Here is a 20326-nt window from a genome sequence, read left to right on the forward strand (position 1 = left end):
ATGAAGGAATTTTGACTCAAAAAAAGAATTAGTTAATTTATCTATTATTCCTTAAAAACTTTATTAAAAATTATTTAGAAAGTATAGGCATTAATAGGTTCAAAAAAGATGAAAGGAGATATTAGGGGGCCATCTGTGTAAAGTTTTTGAGGTAATTTGGCATGTTCTTTATTGAGAAAAGAATTTGTCGATAATCCTCGAATTGCTGAATTAAAAAACAGGGGAAGTTTTTTAAGAAAGTATGTACTAATTTATTTTATTTAAAATTATCTTGGAGGGAACGGAGAAATGAATAATAAAAAGAATCGTAAAATTACTACATATGCATTAGCATCTGCTCTTGCTCTTTCTAATTTTGCATTTGTTTCACCAACTTCAGCAAAATCTTACCGACCAGGTGATTTAGCATCTAAGTTGGAGCAAATTAAACAATCACAAAATAAAAATAAAGTATCTGAAGCGAAAGCAAAATTAAAAGCTTCAGATAAAGTACGTGTCATTGTTGAATTAGAAGGGCAGTCACCAATTGAATACGCAACTAAACAAGGTAAATTGTTTAAGGACTTGTCTCAAAGTCAAAAGTCTAGTCTATATGCAAAAGTTGATAGCCAACAAAGTTCGGTAAAATCAAAATTAAAATCAAAAGGTATTAACATTAATTATAAAAAACATTTTACAACTGCATTTAACGGTTTCAGTGGTGTAGTTGAATTTAGTGATGTAGCAAAAATTGAAGCTACTTCAGGTGTAAAAAACGTTTATTTAGCAAATGAATACAATCGTCCTACATCTGAACCAACTACACCAGATATGACGAAGAGTCATCAATTTATCCAGTCTAAAGAAACTTGGAAAGACACTGGATTTGATGGTAAAGGTATGGTTATCTCTATTATCGATACAGGGATTGACCCTACACATCGTGACTTTAAATTAACTGATCCTACAAAAGAGGACTTAACAAAAGATTCTGTGGCTAAAATTGTAAAAGATAAAGCTTTACCAGGTAAATTCTACACTGATAAGGTTCCTTATGGTTATAACTACTATGACCAAAATGATATCGTTACAGACCTTGGACCAGGTGCTTCAATGCATGGTATGCACGTAGCAGGTACTACAGCTGCTAACGGTGACGAAGCAAACGGTGGTATTAAAGGGGTTGCACCAGAAGCGCAAGTTCTTGCGATGAAGGTATTCAGTAATGACCCAAGCTATCCATCTACATGGTCTGATATTTATCTTGCAGCAATTGATGATTCTATTAAACTAGGAGCAGATGTACTAAACATGAGTCTTGGTTCTGTAGCATCTTCTTATGAGCCAAATAGTGCAGAAGATCTTGCAATTACTCGTGCAGTTGACAACGGTATCGTCTGTGCTGTTTCTTCTGGTAACTCAAACCATATTGGTTATGGCTGGGGAGATCCTCTATCACAAAACCCTGATATCGGTGTAACTGGAGCTCCAGGTCTTAATAAAGACACGATCTCAGTAGCTGCTTCTGGAAATGAAGCTTATCTTTATGAACATGCGATCACTGTGGATGGTAATAATGATCTTACTGTTATTGGTAAGGGAATCGATGCTTGGAAGAATTTATCAGATAAATTCGGTGGAAATATTCCAGTTGTAAATCTAGGTAAGAACGCTGATGGAAGCTACAAACTAGGTGGTCAGGATGATTATAAAGGCGTAGATGTTAAAGGGAAAATCGTATTAGTCGCACGTGGTACGTATACTTTTGCTGATAAAACGAAATATGCCTCTCAAGCTGGTGCTGCTGGTATTATCGTTTGGAACGCTACAGCTGGTGCTCAATACGCTGACCAAGGCGGATGGGAAGTACCAATGATGCTTGTTAACTCAAAAGCAGATGGTGAAGCGTTAGCGAATGCGATTAATGGTTCAGGAACAATTCATGTTAACCAAACAGCAAAAAATGAAAGTCCAGAAATGGGTCGTATGACTGCATTTACTTCATGGGGAGTTACACCTAGTCTTGAGTTAAAACCTGAAATTACAGCTCCTGGTGGAAATATTTATTCAACCGTTAATAATAATCAATATGAAGTAATGAGTGGTACTTCAATGGCAGCTCCACACGTAGCTGGTGGTTCTGCATTAGTACAAGAGTACTTGAAAAGTGATAAACGTTTCAGTTCGTTAAGCTTAAGTCAACGTACTCACTTAGCAAAAGTATTACTAATGAATACTGCAAAAGTTATTAATGACTTAGATGGTCATCCATTCTCACCACGCCGTCAAGGTGCAGGTATGATGCAAATTGAAAATGCAGTTACAACACCAGTTTACTTCTACAGTAAGGCAACAGGTGAAGCGAAATATGAATTGAAGGATTTCCAATCTAAACAAGTATCGATGACGTTCACTGCAAAAAATATTTCTGATAAAGATGCTGAATATAAAGTTGATGCAAATGCGTTAACAGATGAATTCTATCAAACTGCTGACGTTGATCGTAATGCGCTTCAAACAGGTGCATTAAAAGGTGCAAAAATAGATGCTCCTAAAACAATTAAAGTACCAGCGGGTCAATCTGTTGATTTCACTGTGAAAATTGATTTAACTAATGCAAAAATTCCTGGATTCGATAAAGCTGGTAAAGAAATTCTAGCAGATCTTCATGACAATATTTTCGTTGAAGGTTCTGTAAATCTTATCGGTACAAACGGTAATCCAAATTTAACGGCTCCATACGTAGGCTTCTACGGTAAGTGGGACAGTCTGCCAATCGTTGATGGATTCAAAGATCTTGGTGAAACTCGTTACTTTGATTTAGCAAGAGCTTATAAAGGTGCACATGACATGGCATCTGATTACGATAGTACATTCTGGGAAGCTGCGCCTGGAAAGAATGGAGAGAAATATTACGCATTTTCACCAAATGACGACAATAATGGTGATGATATCAATGCGCTTCCATCATTCCTAAGAAATGCATCAGAAGTACAATATAACATCCTTGACAAAAACAATAAATTCCTTCGCCGTTTAAGTGCTCAATCGGATGTGACTAAAAATAACTTTAACAATGGTAGAGGCGAAATCATGAAGGATAGCGAGTCTACTATTTGGGATGGTAAAGTGAATGGGCAAGTTATGCCAGACGGTTTATACTATTACGAGATTAAATCTGTAATTGGCTATAATAATGCAAAGTGGCAGTCTAAAAAGATTCCAGTATATATTGATACTAAAGCTCCAAGTGTTAAAGCAACTTATGATCCAGATAAGAAAATTGTATCTTGGAAAGGTTCGGATGATGCATCAGGAGTGCAAGTATACGGTATTTTCGTAAATGGTAAATTAGAAGGCGTAACTGATAATACACAAACTTCTTTTGATCTTTCTAAAGCTCCTGCTAAAGCTATAGTAGAAGTACTTGCTTTGGACTATGCAGGTAACGCGGCAGAAGATGTTGCAACGATTGGTGACGTGGATCTTCCGCTAGTATATATCACTGACGGATCAAAAGATTCTACAGGTGAATATATTCCAAACTCACCAGAACCATGGGGAGCTTACAGTGATAACACAGTTCCAGTTAAAGGTTTCGTAACAGATGATATTGGTATTAAAACTGTTAAGGTTAATGGTAAAGAAGTACCGGTTGATTTTGATTCTAAGACTGGACACTACAACTATTCAACAACTGTAACATTTGACAAAGATGGTCCATTCACTGTTCAAGTAGAAGCAACAGATTATGCAAACAAAAAATTCTCAGTTGCGCGTCATATTTATGTTGATACTCACGAGGCAGAAATTAATGTACTAAATGCTCCTACTCGTGTGGATAAAAAAGTAGATAAAGTTACATTTAAAGTAAATTTAAAAGATAACTACAGCTACTTAAACTTCTTCGTTGGTGAAAACCATGAATTTGAAGTTCCATTAATTAGCCCAGTGGATGTTGTAAAACCATTAAACAAAGATTATGAAGTAACTGTACCGTTAAAAGAAGGAAAAAATACAATTACGTTAAGAGCGACTGACCTTGCTGGTAATGAAACAGTGAAGACAGTAGTAATTAATCGTGCAGATGCTGCAATTAAAACTGGTTGGGTTTTAGAAAACGGCAAAAAATACTACTACAATAGCAAAGGTGTTAAAGTAACTGGATGGGCTACAATCAGTGGTAAAAAATATTACTTCGATAATAACGGAGTAATGAAAACAAGCTGGTTAACTTACAATGGTAAGAAGTATTACTTCGATAAATATGGAGTAATGAAAACAAGCTGGTTAGAATTAAATGGTAAGAAGTATTACTTCGATAAATATGGAGTAATGAAAACAAGTTGGTTGGAATTAAATGGTAAGAAGTATTACTTCGATAAGTATGGAGTAATGAAGAAAAGCTGGTTAGTATTAGGAAATAAACACTATTACTTTGATAAATACGGAGTAATGAAAAAGAGCTGGTTAGTATTAGGAAATAAACACTATTACTTTGATAAATACGGAGTAATGAAAACTAGTTGGTTAGTATTAGGGAATAAACATTATTACTTTGATAAATATGGAGTAATGAAAACTGGTTGGTTAGTATTAGGAAATAAACACTACTACTTCGAATCAAATGGAGTAATGTTTAGTAATGGTTGGAAAAAAATAAATGGTAAATATTATTACTTCAACAAATCCGGAGTAATGGCTGTAAATACTACAATCGGTAAATATAAAGTTGGAAAAGACGGAGCAAGAAAGTAAGATTTTTGATTTAATAGCTTACTAGATTTAGAAAAATTTTTTAGCACGTATTCGATTTGAAAAATCGGATACGTGCTTTTTTGATATGTAAAAGTGGGAACACAGCCTATTTTTCTGGGGGGGTTCTCATAAAAAAGCCACAAGGAAAACCAATTTCCTTGTGACTTTTTAATACTACTTTAACTTATTTTCGTTTTATTATTGTTATCTGTTATCCCAAGTGTACTTCTTTTCTTACCGTATAAACCATAAACAAGAAGTCCTATAGCCATCCAAACGATAAAACGAATAAATGTAATACTTGGAAGACTAGCGATTAGATAAGCAGAAAAACCAATTCCAATTAATGGAATAATTGGTACTAATGGTGTTTTGAATCCTCTTTTTAAATCAGGACGTTTTATACGTAATACAATAATAGAAGAACAAATTAAAATAAACGCTGTTAACGTTCCGATATTAACTAGTTCTGCAACTTCGTTAATTGGCGTAACACCAGCTACAAAAGCTGTAATTAAACCAATTAATAAAGTAGGACGATAAGGTGTTTTATATTTAGGGTGCAATTTTGTAAACCATTTTGGTAATAAACCATCTCTGCTCATTGAGAACCAAATACGTGATCCAGCAAGCATAAATGAGAACAATACTGATAGAATCCCTGTAATTGCAGCGGCAGAAATGATTAACGTAATCCACTTCATACCAATATTACTAAAAGCTTTTGCTACAGGTGCTGCGTTATTAAGTGTTTCATACGGAGCCATACCTGTAATAATAAGTGACATTGCAACATACAAACATAAAGCGACAGCTAATGATATGATAACTGCAAGTGGTAAATCACGTTGCGGTCTTTTTGCTTCTTCAGCTGCTGTAGTTAATGTGTCATATCCGAATACAGCAAAGAATACTAGAGCTGCACCACTCATTACGCCATGAAAACCAAAAGGCATGAATGGGTGCCAGTTAGCTGTATTTATATGAAAACTTCCAACGCCAATAACTAAAAGTATAATACCTAATTTGATGATAACCATTAATGAATTAAATTTAGAACCCATTTCAGTTCCTAATGTAAGTAAGCCAGCAATTCCAAGACTAACTAAAACGGCAATTAAGTCAACTTTGTGACCTGCTCCAGTACCAGGCGCACCTTGTGCCCATACAGGAAGGTGAACTCCCATTTGTAATAAAAACTCTTGCATGTAGCCAGACCATCCAATGGCTACTACTGCAACAACTAAAGCATACTCGAGTAACAAATCCCACCCGATTAACCAAGCTGTACCTTCTCCTAAAACAGCATAGCTGTAAGTATAAGCACTTCCGGCTACCGGTATTAATCCAGCAAATTCTGCATAACACAATGCAGCTGCTGCGCTAGCTAAACCAGCAATAATAAACGATAAAAGAACTGCCGGACCAGCATGTTCAGCTGCTGCTACACCGGTTAATACGAAGATACCTACACCAATGATCCCGCCTAAACCAATGGCAGTCAGTTGCCATAAACCTAGAACACGGTTAAGTCCGGTATTTTTAGCCCCATCCTGTTGAAGCTGTTCAATCGACTTTTTCCTGAAAAAAGCATTCATCCAAAAACTCCCCCTTTTTTAAGAATAATCTGTATTTTTAGTAAATAAATACACACTGTTTAAAATAGTGCGTAGTAACTAATCAATTTGCAATGGAAGAGTTTTATCATTTCTCAAATTTAAGTAAGCGTTTACTAATGCATATAAAAAATAGTAGTAGACTTAAATAGTAAGAGAATTATTCTTTTCTTCAAAGATTTTTTTGTATTGTAACATAGTTCGATATTACTATGCAATAATAGTATGAATGTTTTAAATAGTATACATTGAGCTAATAAAATATAAATTTTAAATTAAATTAATAAAAAGTATGTGCGAAATTACATAGATATATCAAGGGATTCTATGCCTTTTTTAGTAGTCTTTCTTTCTAGTAAAACTTATTATAAAGAAGCTAAAATTATTTTTCGAAATAGAATTTAGAATATTCTGAAATAATTTTCCTACTCGGATTATACTTTAGTAGATAAATAAACGGCTTATTAAAAAAAAGATATTAAATATTTATGATTTTCTAAAAAATCTCCTTGAAACCCTTTTTAAAACAATAGACAATAGACATAGGAGAAGTCGTAATAAGTTTTTGGCAAGATAAGGAAGGGGCAAAAGTTTTATGGAAACGGCGAAAAGAATTTACGAAGAAAAAGAACGAGTAATTACGCCACGTCAGAAGAAATTTATTGTAATGGGGATCATTGTTCTTTTAATCGTTTCTGTGGTTCTTAGCGTAGCGGTAGTAGAAATTAAAAAGAGTAAATCTAAAACATTACAGTTTATCAGTCCAACCGTAAAAAGTTTTACGAAAACTGAAACTGTGTCTGGTCATGTAGTACAAAGTCATACGGAAACAATTTACGTAAATCCAACAAAAGGTTCGATCAATGAGATTTTTGTTAAAGAAGGTGATACTGTCACGAAAGGGCAAAAACTCTTTTCTTATGAAGATCCAACTATAGCAGCTGAAATAGGACAAGCAGAAGTAAATAAGAAACTAGCAGAAACAACTGTCACACAGAAAAACGACCAAATTTCATCATTAGAAAAAGATATTCAAAATGCTATTTTAGCGTCAACATCTAATTCAACTGATGCAACTAATCCAGATAGTAATGTGACAAATACAACAAATACACTGGAGATTCAGTCTTTGCAAGTTGAACTTAATTCTGCAAAGGAAGAGCTAAATGCTGCACAGCTAAAAGTAGAAAAATATACACTTGAAGCTGAACAGCTAAAAGCACAACAAGAATCATTAACTGTAAACAGTAATAATGATGGGGTAGTACTTAACTTGAATAAAAGTATCGGACAAGGTTTTAAAGCAACAGATAAACAGCAAATCTCAATAATGCAAATTGCTTCAAACGAACCATTCCAAATTGAAGGAAAGCTAACTGAGAAAGAGAAAGCAAAAGTTGAACCAGGCCAAGCAATTAAAGTCAGTTCAAAAGTTGTTGCTAATAAGAGCTGGAAAGGAAGTATTTCAGAGGTAAGTAACTATCCTATGAATAATCCTTCCACTAATCAAGATAAGAAATCAACAAAAGAAGCAATACCTTATTACTCTTTTAGAGCAACACTAGATTCACAAGAAAAACTATATCCTGGTTACGAAACAAATCTTGAAATAGTAGTACAATCAAAGGATTTGTTAGCAGTACCTGCGACGAGCGTTAAAGGGTCAGGAAAATCAAAATATGTTTATGTACTTAAAAAAGGAACTATTTATAAGAAGAATGTAAAAACTGGCCAAAAACAAGGGAAATATGTTGCCATTCTTAAAGGATTAAAGGAAGGGGACAAAGTAGGTAAAAATCCTTCCTGGACTGTCCGCCCTGGAACTAAAATTGATTTAAAAAAGTAGTTGAATAGATGATCACTATAGGGAAAGGATTTTGCGATAGTGATCGTCTATTAATTTTCATAGAAACAAAGGTAAAAAAGGCATCTAAAAAAGTCAGGTTACCTGACACTAGATGCCTTTTTAATATGAAAATAGTATAGTCAAAGTTAGTAATTCCCCCAGGTCATACCTTTAAAGCGTTTTCAAAATAATGAATTGATTTAAGCATTAATTTTTTGTGGAGGTAATGGAACAGCGCGTAGTTCTGTTGCTTCTTCCTTAATAGAAAATAAATAAGCGATTAATCCTAAAAGAGCCGTAATAATCAGCATAAAAATGGAAGTTGTGAAGTCGCCACCTGATGAGTCACGCAACCATCCCATAATATAACTAGAAAAACCACCCATTAGATTTGTAAATCCGATTAATCCTGCAGCCCGTCCAGCTGTTTCCTGTGTAGAGTATTTTACTAAGAACATATTACTTAAATGGAAAACACCACCTTGGCAACCCATAGCTAGCCCCATACAAACGCCTGCTAAAATCGGGTTTGGAACAAGTACTGCAGTTATTAAGAATAGTATCGTTAGTGAAAATAATATTGTTGCCATTAGACTTGGGCGTCTTGTTTTATCAGCAAGAAAACCACATGCGAGAACAAATCCAAGTGCAAATAACCACGATAAGGAAGTAATGCTTGTCATACCTTCGCGCTCAAAACCTTTTGCCTCAATCAAGTATGTTGGCAACCAAATGCTGATCCCAAAGAAAAGGAAAGAGCAGACTAACATCCCAAACCATACAATCCAAAAACGATAATCTTGAATAAAATTCTTATTTCCATTCGAACTGCTAACTTTTTCTTCTGTAGGATCAGAATGGTTAATTAACGCTAACTCTTCGTTACTTACCCAAGGATGTTCTGCAGGTGTATTTCTTGTAAGAAAAATAAACATCGGGATATTAATTAATAAGTTAAAACCAGCGAGCATAAAGAAGGCAGCTTGCCAGTGAATTGATGAAATAACAAGTACTAAAATAATTGCCCCTATTGCTGGTCCTAAATAGTTACCTGTAAGCCAAGAAGCTTGAGCACGCCCTAGCTCACGTTTGTTGAACCAAGCAGAAATAAATTTCCCCGAAACAGGAATCATCATCCCTTCCCCAAATCCAAGAATAATTCGACTAATAATAAATGCTTCATATGTAGTGGAGAGACCAGATGAAAACATAGTAAGAGACCAAACAAATAATCCAGCTATGGCCGTTTTTCTCGCACCAAACTTATCAATAATGAATCCCCAAAATAGATTCGAAACCCCATATGCAATCGTAAAAACAAATGAAAGAAGACCAATTTTTGCATTTTTGTCAACACCAGTCATACCGAGTGCTTTCAAAAACTCTGGGTCTGTTTGTATGACAGAAATGCCAACTTTATCAATTTGTCCAAAGAACCAAAAGAAAAAGATTGGTAAAGCAATAAAAATCCATCTTTTTTGTTTATGTAGCATTAAAATTCTCTCTCCTTTTAATATCAAGTAATGGCGTTTAAAATTTGGAAGGAAAAAGCAGAAACTACGTTTACCTAATAGGTATTGAAGTTCAAATAATCTGTTTTGATACTTCAAGTTTTAACTTTGGCTCAACTTGAACGATCCACTCCTTTCAATAAAAGTGTTAATGTTTTAAATATAAAACACTGTTTCGTAATTTAACGATGAAACTCTTTTAAAGATAAAATAGTTAGAAAAGTTTGTCAATTGTGATTTTGCAGAAAAATTTTCCAGTTATTATGTTTCGATAGTATAATCATGTATTTATCAACCCTTTGAAAAAATAGTATTATTGACAATAAATTCTGACAAATCTATAATTCAAGTGGAAAACATGTTTTTTATATAAAACATTATGTTTGTTGATATTTAGGTTTTGAAAGATCGAAAATAGAGTGGAGGGTAATACGGATGCCAATAAGTCATTTAAAAGAGTTATCGATTCATTATAAAGAATCAGGTGAAGGACAAGCACTTGTCATTTTACATGGATTGGGAAACAATTCTCAGTCATGGAAGCATCAATTAAGTGAATTGAAGGAACAGTATAGAGTAATTGTTTGGGATGCGCCAGGTTATGGTGGGAGTTCTGATCTACAAAAGGAGTTCCGTGAATTTTCCGAGTTTGCTAATGTTCTTAAAGAGTTTTTGGATAGTCTAGGACTAGATTCTATCTATTTACTAGGTCATTCAATGGGATCAGCAATTGCAATTGATTTTACGAGCCGTTTTCCACATATGGTCGATGCGTTAATTATTTCAGATGCAACACGTGGAGCAGCTGGGTTAAGTAGAGAAGAAAACGAGATAAAACTTCAAAATAGGTTAAACTCCATTGAAAATCTACAACCAAGTGAATTAGCAAGAAAAAGAGTAAAAGCATTACTTGCGCCAAATGCATCGGCCGAGGTGATAAAAGAGGCTGAGCGTATCATGTCACAAGTACGTCTATCTGGTTACCGTTCTGTTTCCTACTCTTTATCAAACTTAAACCAAATGGAGATTCTTCCTTCAATATCTGTTCCAACACTTGTTATGTGCGGGGAGTTAGATCAAGTAACCCCAGTAAGTGAATCACAAATATTTCATGAGTTGATTCCGAATTCGGAATTTGTTATTGTACCAAATACAGGCCATTTATGCTATCAAGAAGATCCTAAACTATTTAATCAATCCGTGTTAAACTTTTTAAAGAAACAACCGATTAGTCAAAAATAGAATTGAATCTATGTATTAGGAGAGGTTTGCTCGATGGATAATGTAGAAAAAGAAAAATATAGCGCCAATTCTTTAGTTAGAGGATTAGAAATTATTAAGCTTTTTAATGAGGAACATCCTAGTTTGTCACTTTCAGAGATTGCAAAAAAGTTAGGGGTAAGCAGAACAGTACCTTATCGATTACTTTATACACTGCAGTCGATTGGATACTTAACACAGGATGAAAATACGAAGCAATATTCGTTAACGCCTAAAGTTCTTGAATTAGGTTTTAGTTATATAAATAGTTTGAAAGTACCTGAAATAGCACAACCATATATGGAATCATTACGTGATGAAATAGGTGCTTCATGTCATTTGTCAATTTTAGATGGGCATGAAGTAGTGTATGTGGGGAGTGCTCCTGTTAGAGGGGTATCAGCAGTCAATGTAAATATTGGTTTAAGACTACCAGCTCATGCAACAGCAAATGGAAAGCTACTTCTTGCATACGAGCCAAAGGAAAGTCTTATGCAACTGTTCCAAGTTACAAATTTAACGCCATATACAGATAAAACGTTAACAACGCCTGGAGAGTTTATGGACCAATTAGAAAAAATACGCCAAAATGGCTACTCGATGACAAGTGGAGAATTTCATCAAGGTATTCATTCAATCGCTGCACCAATCTACGGTAGAACAGGAAAAGTATTAGCAGCATTGAATATCGTAGCGACTGAAATATCATATCAAGAAGATTACATGAATAAAGTTGCATTACCTAAACTTCTAGATGTCTCTGTTTTATTATCAAACTATATGGGTTACAACGGCAGAGTTCCAAATCAGGTTAAATAGTTCAAGTTAAAAATATGGATTCCCATACTAAGGGAATTCATATTTTTTTGTAAAAAAAACTAGCTATAAACGCTGAAAATACAATGTTTTTTTATATTTTACTTTTATGACATATCTAAATTTTCTAAAAACTATGTTGACACAGGAGATAATCCATCCTAGAATTATTTTATAGATAAAACACTGTTTTGTATATAAAACAAACAAAAGGTTAAATACAAAACATTTTTTTAAAAAAAGGAACAACAATACAAGGAGGATTTTTAAAATGACAAATGAAACTTTTTCAGTTGAAGAATTTGAAAAGAAGTACGTGGCTCGATTAGAAGATCGTACGCTAGATTGGAATGTTTTAAAATTTCAAGAGGAAATTGATCCAAGATATAAGCGTGCTCAAATGCGATACATTGGACGTGGGGCGACAGCGAATAATGATTCAAATGTTATTACAGCAGAGCATTTTACATTAAGTACAATGGTTCTGCCTCCTGGTTGCATTGGACCTTTACATCTTCACGATGATGTAGAAGAAGTATTTTTTATTCTTGAAGGAGAGGTTACTGCTTTAATTCAAGAAGTTGGTAAAGATGAAGTACATGAAATTAAATTAAAAGCTAGAGATTGTATCAGTTCTCCTCCTGGCATTCATCGAGGTATTAGAAATGATGGTGATACTGAAGCACGTATGTTAGTTATGCTTGGTGCAGTGAAACCAAACCTTCCAACCTATCCAGAAGGTAGCGCGCTTGAAGAACTTCGTAAACAACGTGCTAAAGAGAGAGAAGCAATCATTAAAGGTTAATGAAAAAAATCAAAAAAGGTCAGCTGCATTTTGAATAAATTGTAGCTGCCTTTTTCAATAGAGTTGATAAAAGAAAGCGCTTTATATAGGTGAATGGGAGGGATTGTTGATGCTAGGAATTACTCATTTAAGACATATAAGTTTGATTACACCAAACTTCGATGAGCAAGTGAACTTTTACGAAAAGGTTTGGGGTTTAGATCGTGTAAATGTTTCAGATGACAATATTGCATATTTTCGAGGAGCGGGACCTGAGCATCATATACTAAGTCTTCGAAAGGGAGATAAATGCGGTTTGCATCATATCGCATTTGGAATGGTTGATAAAAATGCAGTTGATCGCGCGGCTGAAATTTTACATTCAAAAGGCGTACATATTGTAAAAGAGCCAGGTTATTTAGATGAAGCTGGTGGAGGATATGGACTTCAATTTGTTGATCCAGAAAACCGTGTAATCGAACTTTCAGCTTGGGTAGAGGTGCAAACATCGATTTGGACTAATAAAAACGTTGATCCTGTGAAATTAAACCATGTAGTGATGAATACAAAAGATTTAGATATGATCGTGGAGTTTTATACTGATGTGCTTGGATTCAAAGTGACTGATTGGAGTGAGCACCAAATGTCCTTCTTAAGGTGTAATCGAAAACATCATTCGATAGCTTTTAATCAAGATGCACACGCTTCAGTTAATCATATTGCTTACGAAGTTGATTCGGTAGATGAATTAATGCGAGGTATTAGTAATGTTAGAAAAGCTGGACTAAATGAGTTATGGGGTCCAGGTCGACATGGTCCTGGTAATAATATCTTTTGTTATTTTCAAGATCTCGGTGGTTTTGTCATGGAATATACATGCTATCTTGAAACAATTGAGGATGAGGCAGAGTGGAGAGCACGAGTATGGAAACGTGTGCCACACTTAATGGATCAATGGGGAATTGCTGGTCCACCAAAACCAGAAGCTCGTAAAGCAATGGGCGGAGAACCGGATAATGGCTGGGTAGATAGAACGGTTGTACGTTAAAAAGTTTAAGTAATCATGCTTTAAGATACGAACTATGAAAGCTTTAATAAGGGGTGACGGGATGGATCTTGGGTTAAAAGGAAAAGTTGCGGTAATTATGGGTGGCACCTCTGGTGTTGGACTGAAGACAGCTGAATTATTTTTAGGTGAAGGTGCGAAAGTAGCAATTTGCGGAAGAAGTAAAGAGCGCGCAGATAAAGCTTTCAATCATTTACTCTCATATGGTGATCGAGAAGATATATTTGCTTCGACTTGTGATGTTACATCAAAAGAGGAAGTTAATACGTTTATACAACAGACAGCAGAAAAGTTTGGTGGAATTGATACGTTAGTGAATGCAGCTGGTCAAAGTGTTATGGGGCATTTTTTCGATATTACAGATGAACAGTGGCAAGAACAAATTCAATTAAAGTATTTCGCAATTATCTATGCAGTTCGTGCAGCTCATCCTTATTTAGTGAAAAGAGGAGGGGGCCGAATTATTAATATAAATGCAACGCTAGCAAAAGAGCCGGAGCGTCATATGGTCGCAACAGCAGCGACACGTGCAGGACTTTTAAATTTAAGTAAAACATTGTCTCAAGAATTAGCATCCGACAATATTTTAGTCAATTCAGTAAGTCTTGGTTTAATTCGAACCGATCAATGGGAACGTAGAAGACTGAAAAATGCTCCTGATATGGATCCCGAAGAATATTATAAAGATTTGGCGATAAAAAGAAATATTCCACTAGGCCGCGTAGGTGAAGCGGAAGAAGTTGCTAGTGTTATTGTGTTTCTTGCTTCAGACAAAGCGAGTTATGTAGCTGGTTCTACAATTGAAACTGCTGGTGCAATAGGTAAAGCACTTTAAATAAATTATTAGACAAAGGTAGGATACTAAGATGAAAAATCAAGAAGAAATCGTATTTACTACTGCGGATGCCGTCGTAAAAGAGTTAGTTCAAGCAGGCGTAGAAGTCGCTTTTGGAATCGTAAGTATTCATAATATGCCCATCTATGACGCGATTTTAAGGGATGGAAGTATCAAGCTAATTTGTTCACGTGGCGAAAGTGGAGCAGTCAATATGGCAGATGGTTATGCACGTGCGACAGGAAAATTAGGTGTTGTTATTACTAGTACAGGAACAGGAGCTGGAAACGCTGCTGGTTCATTAGTAGAAGCATGGGCAGCTGGAGTTCCACTACTTCATCTGACTGGAGAAGTAGCATCACCTTATCTTGGTACAGGTAAAGGATATATACATGAATGCAAAGACCAGCTATCAATGATGAGCGGTGCTTGTAAAAATGCTGTAAGACTTAGAAGACCAGAACAAACAGCTGGTGTAGTAAGAAATGCAATTGAAGAAGCACTAACTGCTCCAACTGGACCAGTTAGCTTAGAAATTCCAATCGATTTTCAATCAGCAATTATTGAGGATGTTTCAATTGATAAGGTACAGGTTATTAAACCGCAACTTTCTACCGTAATACCAGCGTGCGCAATTTCAAAAATTTCAGAAGCACGTCGTCCAGTTATTTGGGCTGGTGGTGGAGTTATCTCTGCCAATGCCTCAAAAGAGTTAACGAACTTAGCAGAAATTCTTGGAGCTGCTGTCATTACAAGTCAATCTGGAAAAGGTTCGATACCAGAAGATCATGAGCAATGTATAGGTCATTTTGCAGCCAATGAGTCGACAAAAGAGTTTTTAAGAAATGCAGATTTATTGATTAGTGTAGGTGTACGTTTCAGAGGGAATGAAACTTCTAACTGGAAAGTCACCGTCCCAGAAGAACATATTTCGATTGATGCAGATTTTAATGCAATTAATCGTAATTATAAAGCAACAGTTGGCTTAGTTGGAGATGCAAAAGATATTTTATCGGCTCTAATTAATAAAATCGATGAAAAGTCTACTTCAGTTTCACCTACTTATATAGAAGAAGTACGTTCATTAAGAAATGAAGTGCGAGAACAACTTCGTAAAACATTGGGCCCGTTTGAACAATTTGTAGATGGGATGAGAGAGATTTTACCGAGAGATACGATTTTAGTTCGAGATGTGACAGTACAAGCAAATGTCTGGGGTAGTAGAATATTCGACATTTATGAACCGAGAACATCTATTCATGCATCCGGTGGCGGGATTGGTCAAGGCCTTCCTACCGCTATAGGCGCTCAAATGGGTTGCCCACATCAAACGGTCGTATTAATGGCTGGAGATGGTGGATTTATGGTTAATGTAGGGGAAATGGTGACTGCCGCTGAAGAAAATCTTCCAATTATCGTTGTGTTATTTGATGATTCTGGCTATGGGGTTCTTCGTAATATTCAAGAAGCGGCATATGGTCGCCAAGTAGCAGTGAATTTATTAAGTCCAGATTTTGTAAAACTGGCTGAGTCTATGCATTTTGAAGCAGTACGTATTGGCTCAGGAGACGAATTTGTAAATGAATTAAAGAAGGCAACAGAAAGAAGAAAGCCAACAATGATCGTTGTAGATATGGAAGCAGTTGGACCTATGGCAAAACCTTTTGGTGGACCTCCAGGAGCAGCTGAAAGCTTTAAGCCAAAAAAATTATAAAGGAGGTTCAGGTATGATTTCGACATATCCAGTTGTATCAGGAAGATATCTCATAAATGGTGAATGGAAGGATAGTATTGAAACATCAGATATTATGAATCCCGCTAATCATTCGGAAGTAATTGGAAAAGTTGCATTATGTACGGAGGAAATCGTAAACGAAGCAATTAATGCTGCAGCGAATGCATTTAAACTTTGGTCACAGAGTGGGATTGAGGATCGTGTAGAAAGAATGAAAACGGCAGCTGTGGAACTTTCTAAAATCATAGAAGAACATGTTTCATTATTTGTTCGTGAAAATGGAAAAACATTAGTAGAAGCTAAAAAAGACTTATTACGCTGCGTTGAAGTAATGAATGGTGGATCGGATGAACTATTAAAATGGTGGAAACCAGAATTACTTCCAGGAAATCAAAAAGTTCAAGTAAGAAGAAGAGCTAGAGGCGTTACTGCAGTAATTACTCCTTGGAATTCTCCTATGATTTTAACTTTTAAGCGAGTGATTCCTGCCGTTTTAGCTGGTAATACAGTTTTAGTGAAACCTGCGACAAATTGTCCACTAACCATTATGGCTTGTTTAAAAGTAGTGGCAAAACATTTTCCACCTGGTGTCATTAATATCGTAACAGGTTCAGGAAAAATGATCGGTGACAAGCTTTGTTCTGATTCACGTGTTCGTACGATTGCTTTTGTCGGAAGTACACAAACAGGTAAAGATATTATGAAAAAATCTTCAGGAAATCTTCAAAAAGTATATATGGAACTTGGTGGGAATGACCCAGCAATCATTTTAGAAGATGCAAACTTAGATGAAGAAGCAATTAAACGATTGAGAATGAGTATTTTAAGAGCGGCTGGCCAAGTATGTTCGGCTATTAAGCGCGTATATGTACATGATTCTAGATATGCTGAATTAGTCAAAAAATTACAGAAAGAATTTGAGCGTATTGTTGTAGGTGATGGTATTCAACCTGATGTAACAATGGGCCCGTTAAATAATAAAGCACAGTACGATTATGTTAACGGATTAATCGAACGAACTGAAAAAGCAGGTGCAAATGTAATAACAGCCGGTATCCAACTGAATCCTGAAATGTGGGATCAAGGATACTACATCTTACCAACAATCGTAACAGGTGTTGACCAGGAAAGTGAGATTGTTCGTGCAGAACAATTTGGACCAGTAATTCCTATTTTACCTTTTTCAACGATTGATGAAGTTATTAAACTAGCAAATGATAGTGAATTTGGGTTAAGGGCTTCTGTTTGGACTGAAAATGAAGAATTAGCAATTGAAATGGCAGATCGATTAGAAGCAGGCGCAGTTTTTCATAATAACCATACCATCTTTAGTGACTTAGCATTGGATTTCCCAGGGTTAAAAGAAAGCGGTGTTTCAAGAGAAACAAGACACTGTGGATTGGAATTCTTTGCAGATTCATACGGATTTGCAAATTAAGGATGGTGGTTCAGTATGAAACTAGGTCTAATCGGCTGTGGAAATATCGGCCAATTTCTTCTTCAAGCAATTAATAAAGATGGAATGTTACCAGGAGGAAAGATTGTTTCAATTTATACCCGTTCTGAAGAATCAGGTATTCGACTTGCTAAAGAATTTGAAACAGAAGCTTATGAAAGTGTAGAGGCACTACTTCTATCAGATATCGATCTAGTCATTGAAGCTGCAACGGTTGAAGCTGCAAAGGAGTACGCTATAAAAGTTCTTGAAGGTGGAAATGACTTATTGTTAAGTAGCATTGGGGCTATGGCTGATGCCACTTTTGAAGAAGTGATTCGAGAAGTTTGTACAAGAAATAGTGTAAATATTTTCTTACCTTCAGGAGCAATCGGTGGACTGGATATTTTAAAGTCAGCAAAAGCTGTAGGTGGTCTAGAGGCTGTCTCAATTACAACTAGAAAACCACCTGGCGCATTATCAAAAGAAGTATTAGATAAAGAAACAATTTTGTTTGAAGGCTCTGCAGCTGAAGCGATTAAGCTATACCCTAGAAATATTAATGTAGCAATTGTATTATCCTTAGCTGGACTTGGTGCTAACAATACGAAAGTGAAAATTATTGCTGATCCAGTTGCGATAAAAAATACTCATTTAATTGAAGCATCTGGAGCGTTCGGAAAACTTAAACTTGAGATAGAAAATGACCCAATGCCAAATAATCCTAAAACAAGTTATTTAGCAGCATTAAGTGTTTTGGCAACATTACAAAACAAAGATAAATATGTACAAGTTGGGTAGAAAGTCAAAATACGAGGGGAGATAAGCCGAGCATGATTAAAGAAAAAACCTTAGATGAAATGTCAAAAGAGCAACTAGTAAATTACTTAAACGAAACGGTCAAACCAGATGAAGGAGTCATTCCTGCATATCTCCTAGGTGATAAAGCAGTTTACGAATTAGAACATGAAAAAGTATTTTTAAAAACATGGGTTTTTCTAGGACATGAATCAGAAATTCCAAATCCAGGAGACTTTATGACGCGTGAGCTTGCAGGATATTCAATCATTATCTCACGTGAAAGTATGGGAGAAATCAATGCGTTTTATAATATGTGTACACACCGTGGCATGAAGCTGTGCCGTGCTGATAAAGGAAACAAGACTTTATTTACATGTCCATATCACGGATTTAACTTTAAAAATACAGGTGAGCTTGTTGGAGTACCGCTCCAAAAGGATATTTATGGCGACCGACTTGACCGATCAAAAATGGGTCTACACAAAGTCAAGCTAGAATCATATAAAGGACTTTTATTTGGAAATTGGGACGAAAATGCAGAGCCTCTTGAAGAGTTTCTCGGCGATTTTAAGTGGTATTTAGATATCGTAGTAGGGCGTGCTGAGATGGAAGTAATTGGAGCTCCGCAACGTTTTATTGTTAAATCTAACTGGAAGGTCGGTTCTGATAACTTTGTCGGTGATTCATACCACACGATGGTTACACATGGTTCAATTGCTAAATTAGGCATGGTTCCTAATGCAACATATTCGAAGCGCGGTTTTCAAATTCATACTGAAAACGGACACGGATTGAACCTTGGAACACCAAACCCAGACTTTGCTTTCCCGGAAGAATTGAAGGATGAGTATAAAAGTAACTTGTCAGAAGAACAATATGAAGTTCTATCAAACTTAAAAAATATGATTGGAAATGCTTTTCCAAATATGTCATTTTTAATATCTCACACAAAAATTAAGGGCGAATTAATTTCGAATACTTCGATTAGAATGTGGAGACCAATTAGTCACAATGAAATGGAAGTAATAGCATGGTTGTTAGTAGAAAAAAATGCTTCTCAAGAATGGAAGAATCGATCAAGAGATTCGTTTATCTTAACGTTTAGTCCATCTGGTATTTTTGAACAGGATGATACTGAAGTATTCACGGATATAACGGAAGCAGCTCAAGGTCCAATGCCATTTCAAAAGAATTTAACGTATAACTATACGATGGGGCTACATCGTGAACCAGTCGATTTTATCGGACCTGGAGTAGCCTATGATGATAAATTTACTGAAGCGAGTCAACGTAATTTTTATCGGTATTGGCTTGAATTAATGACAAAGTAACAAAGGGGGGAGGAAGTAAAATGAATGTTGAAAAATTATTAGCGAAATTAGAATTTGAACAGTGGTTAATTGATGAAGCAAAATTATTAGATGATATTGAATTTGATGATTGGTTTCGTTTAATGCATTCGGATTTAATCTATCAAATGCCTGTACGCGTAAATAAAGAAGGAACTGAGCGCCCAGACTATTCTACTGAGATGTTTACCTTTAATGATGATATTGAATTATTAAAGCTTCGAGTAGATCGATTAAAAACTGACTATGCATGGGCTGAAATTCCTCCTTCAAGAACCCGTCGTTTTGTAAGCAATGTTAGTGTGAAAGAACTAGTGAAAGAAGAGAAGGCAGTAGTTAATAGTTATTTACTAATCTATCGTAGCCGTAGCACAGATATTCACCATGATCTAATTTCTGGCGAACGTCATGACGAGTTTACATATGAAGATGGAAAGTGGAGGCTTTCCAAGAGAGTATTTATTGTAGATCAAACAACAATTAATACTAGAAATCTTGCAATCTTTGTTTAATAGAAGAAAAAGGAGGCTAAGTG

General features: G+C 35.6%; 14 protein-coding genes. 12 read left to right on the forward strand and 2 right to left on the reverse strand.

What is annotated here, in order from left to right:
* The first annotated feature begins 288 nt into the window (after positions 1-288).
* Positions 289-4737 (forward strand): S8 family serine peptidase, encoded by a 4449-nt coding sequence (locus tag CN925_RS10235; protein WP_098846160.1) that lies wholly within the window; start codon positions 289-291, stop codon positions 4735-4737.
* A gap of 179 nt (positions 4738-4916) precedes the next feature.
* Here CN925_RS10235 and CN925_RS10240 read toward each other — a convergent pair whose 3' ends face one another.
* Positions 4917-6335 (reverse strand): amino acid permease, encoded by a 1419-nt coding sequence (locus CN925_RS10240; RefSeq protein WP_098846161.1) that lies wholly within the window; start codon positions 6333-6335, stop codon positions 4917-4919.
* Between the two features lie 613 nt (positions 6336-6948).
* Here CN925_RS10240 and CN925_RS10245 point away from each other — a divergent pair.
* Positions 6949-8199, forward strand: coding sequence for an efflux RND transporter periplasmic adaptor subunit (locus CN925_RS10245; RefSeq protein WP_098846162.1), 1251 nt, complete (start codon positions 6949-6951; stop codon positions 8197-8199).
* A 200-nt stretch (positions 8200-8399) separates the two neighbouring features.
* Here the strand turns inward: CN925_RS10245 and CN925_RS10250 are convergent, their stop codons facing one another.
* A complete protein-coding gene (locus CN925_RS10250; protein ID WP_098846163.1) occupies positions 8400-9692 on the reverse strand; it encodes an MFS transporter in 1293 nt (430 codons plus the stop codon).
* Between the two features lie 453 nt (positions 9693-10145).
* Here CN925_RS10250 and CN925_RS10255 point away from each other — a divergent pair, with 453 nt between their 5' ends.
* The 10 genes from CN925_RS10255 (at position 10146) to CN925_RS10300 (ending at position 20303) form a co-directional block, all read left to right on the forward strand.
* Positions 10146-10952, forward strand: a complete 807-nt coding sequence (locus CN925_RS10255) for an alpha/beta fold hydrolase (protein WP_098846164.1) — start codon at positions 10146-10148, stop codon at positions 10950-10952.
* Between the two features lie 33 nt (positions 10953-10985).
* Complete coding sequence (locus tag CN925_RS10260) at positions 10986-11789, forward strand: IclR family transcriptional regulator (protein ID WP_098846165.1); 804 nt, start codon at positions 10986-10988, stop codon at positions 11787-11789.
* A 268-nt stretch (positions 11790-12057) separates the two neighbouring features.
* Positions 12058-12591 (forward strand): cupin domain-containing protein, encoded by a 534-nt coding sequence (locus tag CN925_RS10265; RefSeq protein WP_098846166.1) that lies wholly within the window; start codon positions 12058-12060, stop codon positions 12589-12591.
* A gap of 109 nt (positions 12592-12700) precedes the next feature.
* Positions 12701-13618, forward strand: a complete 918-nt coding sequence (locus CN925_RS10270; protein ID WP_098846167.1) for a VOC family protein — start codon at positions 12701-12703, stop codon at positions 13616-13618.
* Positions 13619-13679: 61 nt separating this feature from the next.
* Positions 13680-14471 carry an SDR family oxidoreductase gene (locus CN925_RS10275; protein ID WP_098846168.1) on the forward strand — a complete coding sequence of 264 codons (792 nt, stop codon included), beginning with the start codon at positions 13680-13682 and terminating at the stop codon, positions 14469-14471.
* A gap of 31 nt (positions 14472-14502) precedes the next feature.
* Entirely contained in the window at positions 14503-16185 is a 1683-nt protein-coding gene (locus tag CN925_RS10280) for a thiamine pyrophosphate-binding protein (RefSeq protein WP_098846169.1), read from the forward strand.
* Between the two features lie 13 nt (positions 16186-16198).
* Positions 16199-17644, forward strand: a complete 1446-nt coding sequence (locus CN925_RS10285) for an aldehyde dehydrogenase family protein (RefSeq protein WP_098846170.1) — start codon at positions 16199-16201, stop codon at positions 17642-17644.
* A 15-nt stretch (positions 17645-17659) separates the two neighbouring features.
* A complete protein-coding gene (nadX, locus tag CN925_RS10290; protein ID WP_098846171.1) occupies positions 17660-18442 on the forward strand; it encodes an aspartate dehydrogenase in 783 nt (260 codons plus the stop codon).
* 32 nt (positions 18443-18474) lie between these two features.
* On the forward strand, positions 18475-19773 hold the full coding sequence (locus tag CN925_RS10295; RefSeq protein ID WP_098846172.1) for an aromatic ring-hydroxylating oxygenase subunit alpha: 1299 nt from the start codon (positions 18475-18477) through the stop codon (positions 19771-19773).
* A 20-nt stretch (positions 19774-19793) separates the two neighbouring features.
* Positions 19794-20303, forward strand: a complete 510-nt coding sequence (locus CN925_RS10300; protein ID WP_098846173.1) for an aromatic-ring-hydroxylating dioxygenase subunit beta — start codon at positions 19794-19796, stop codon at positions 20301-20303.
* Positions 20304-20326: the final 23 nt, after the last annotated feature.

The organism is Bacillus sp. AFS055030, assembly GCF_002574545.1.
Taxonomy (GTDB): Bacteria; Bacillota; Bacilli; order Bacillales; family Bacillaceae_G; genus Gottfriedia.

Coding starts and splice junctions, on each gene's coding strand:
- CN925_RS10235 (WP_098846160.1), top strand. CDS start 289: ATGAATAATAAAAAGAATCGTAAAATTACTACATATGCATTAGCATCT.
- CN925_RS10240 (WP_098846161.1), bottom strand. CDS start 6,335: ATGAATGCTTTTTTCAGGAAAAAGTCGATTGAACAGCTTCAACAGGAT.
- CN925_RS10245 (WP_098846162.1), top strand. CDS start 6,949: ATGGAAACGGCGAAAAGAATTTACGAAGAAAAAGAACGAGTAATTACG.
- CN925_RS10250 (WP_098846163.1), bottom strand. CDS start 9,692: ATGCTACATAAACAAAAAAGATGGATTTTTATTGCTTTACCAATCTTT.
- CN925_RS10255 (WP_098846164.1), top strand. CDS start 10,146: ATGCCAATAAGTCATTTAAAAGAGTTATCGATTCATTATAAAGAATCA.
- CN925_RS10260 (WP_098846165.1), top strand. CDS start 10,986: ATGGATAATGTAGAAAAAGAAAAATATAGCGCCAATTCTTTAGTTAGA.
- CN925_RS10265 (WP_098846166.1), top strand. CDS start 12,058: ATGACAAATGAAACTTTTTCAGTTGAAGAATTTGAAAAGAAGTACGTG.
- CN925_RS10270 (WP_098846167.1), top strand. CDS start 12,701: ATGCTAGGAATTACTCATTTAAGACATATAAGTTTGATTACACCAAAC.
- CN925_RS10275 (WP_098846168.1), top strand. CDS start 13,680: ATGGATCTTGGGTTAAAAGGAAAAGTTGCGGTAATTATGGGTGGCACC.
- CN925_RS10280 (WP_098846169.1), top strand. CDS start 14,503: ATGAAAAATCAAGAAGAAATCGTATTTACTACTGCGGATGCCGTCGTA.
- CN925_RS10285 (WP_098846170.1), top strand. CDS start 16,199: ATGATTTCGACATATCCAGTTGTATCAGGAAGATATCTCATAAATGGT.
- nadX (WP_098846171.1), top strand. CDS start 17,660: ATGAAACTAGGTCTAATCGGCTGTGGAAATATCGGCCAATTTCTTCTT.
- CN925_RS10295 (WP_098846172.1), top strand. CDS start 18,475: ATGATTAAAGAAAAAACCTTAGATGAAATGTCAAAAGAGCAACTAGTA.
- CN925_RS10300 (WP_098846173.1), top strand. CDS start 19,794: ATGAATGTTGAAAAATTATTAGCGAAATTAGAATTTGAACAGTGGTTA.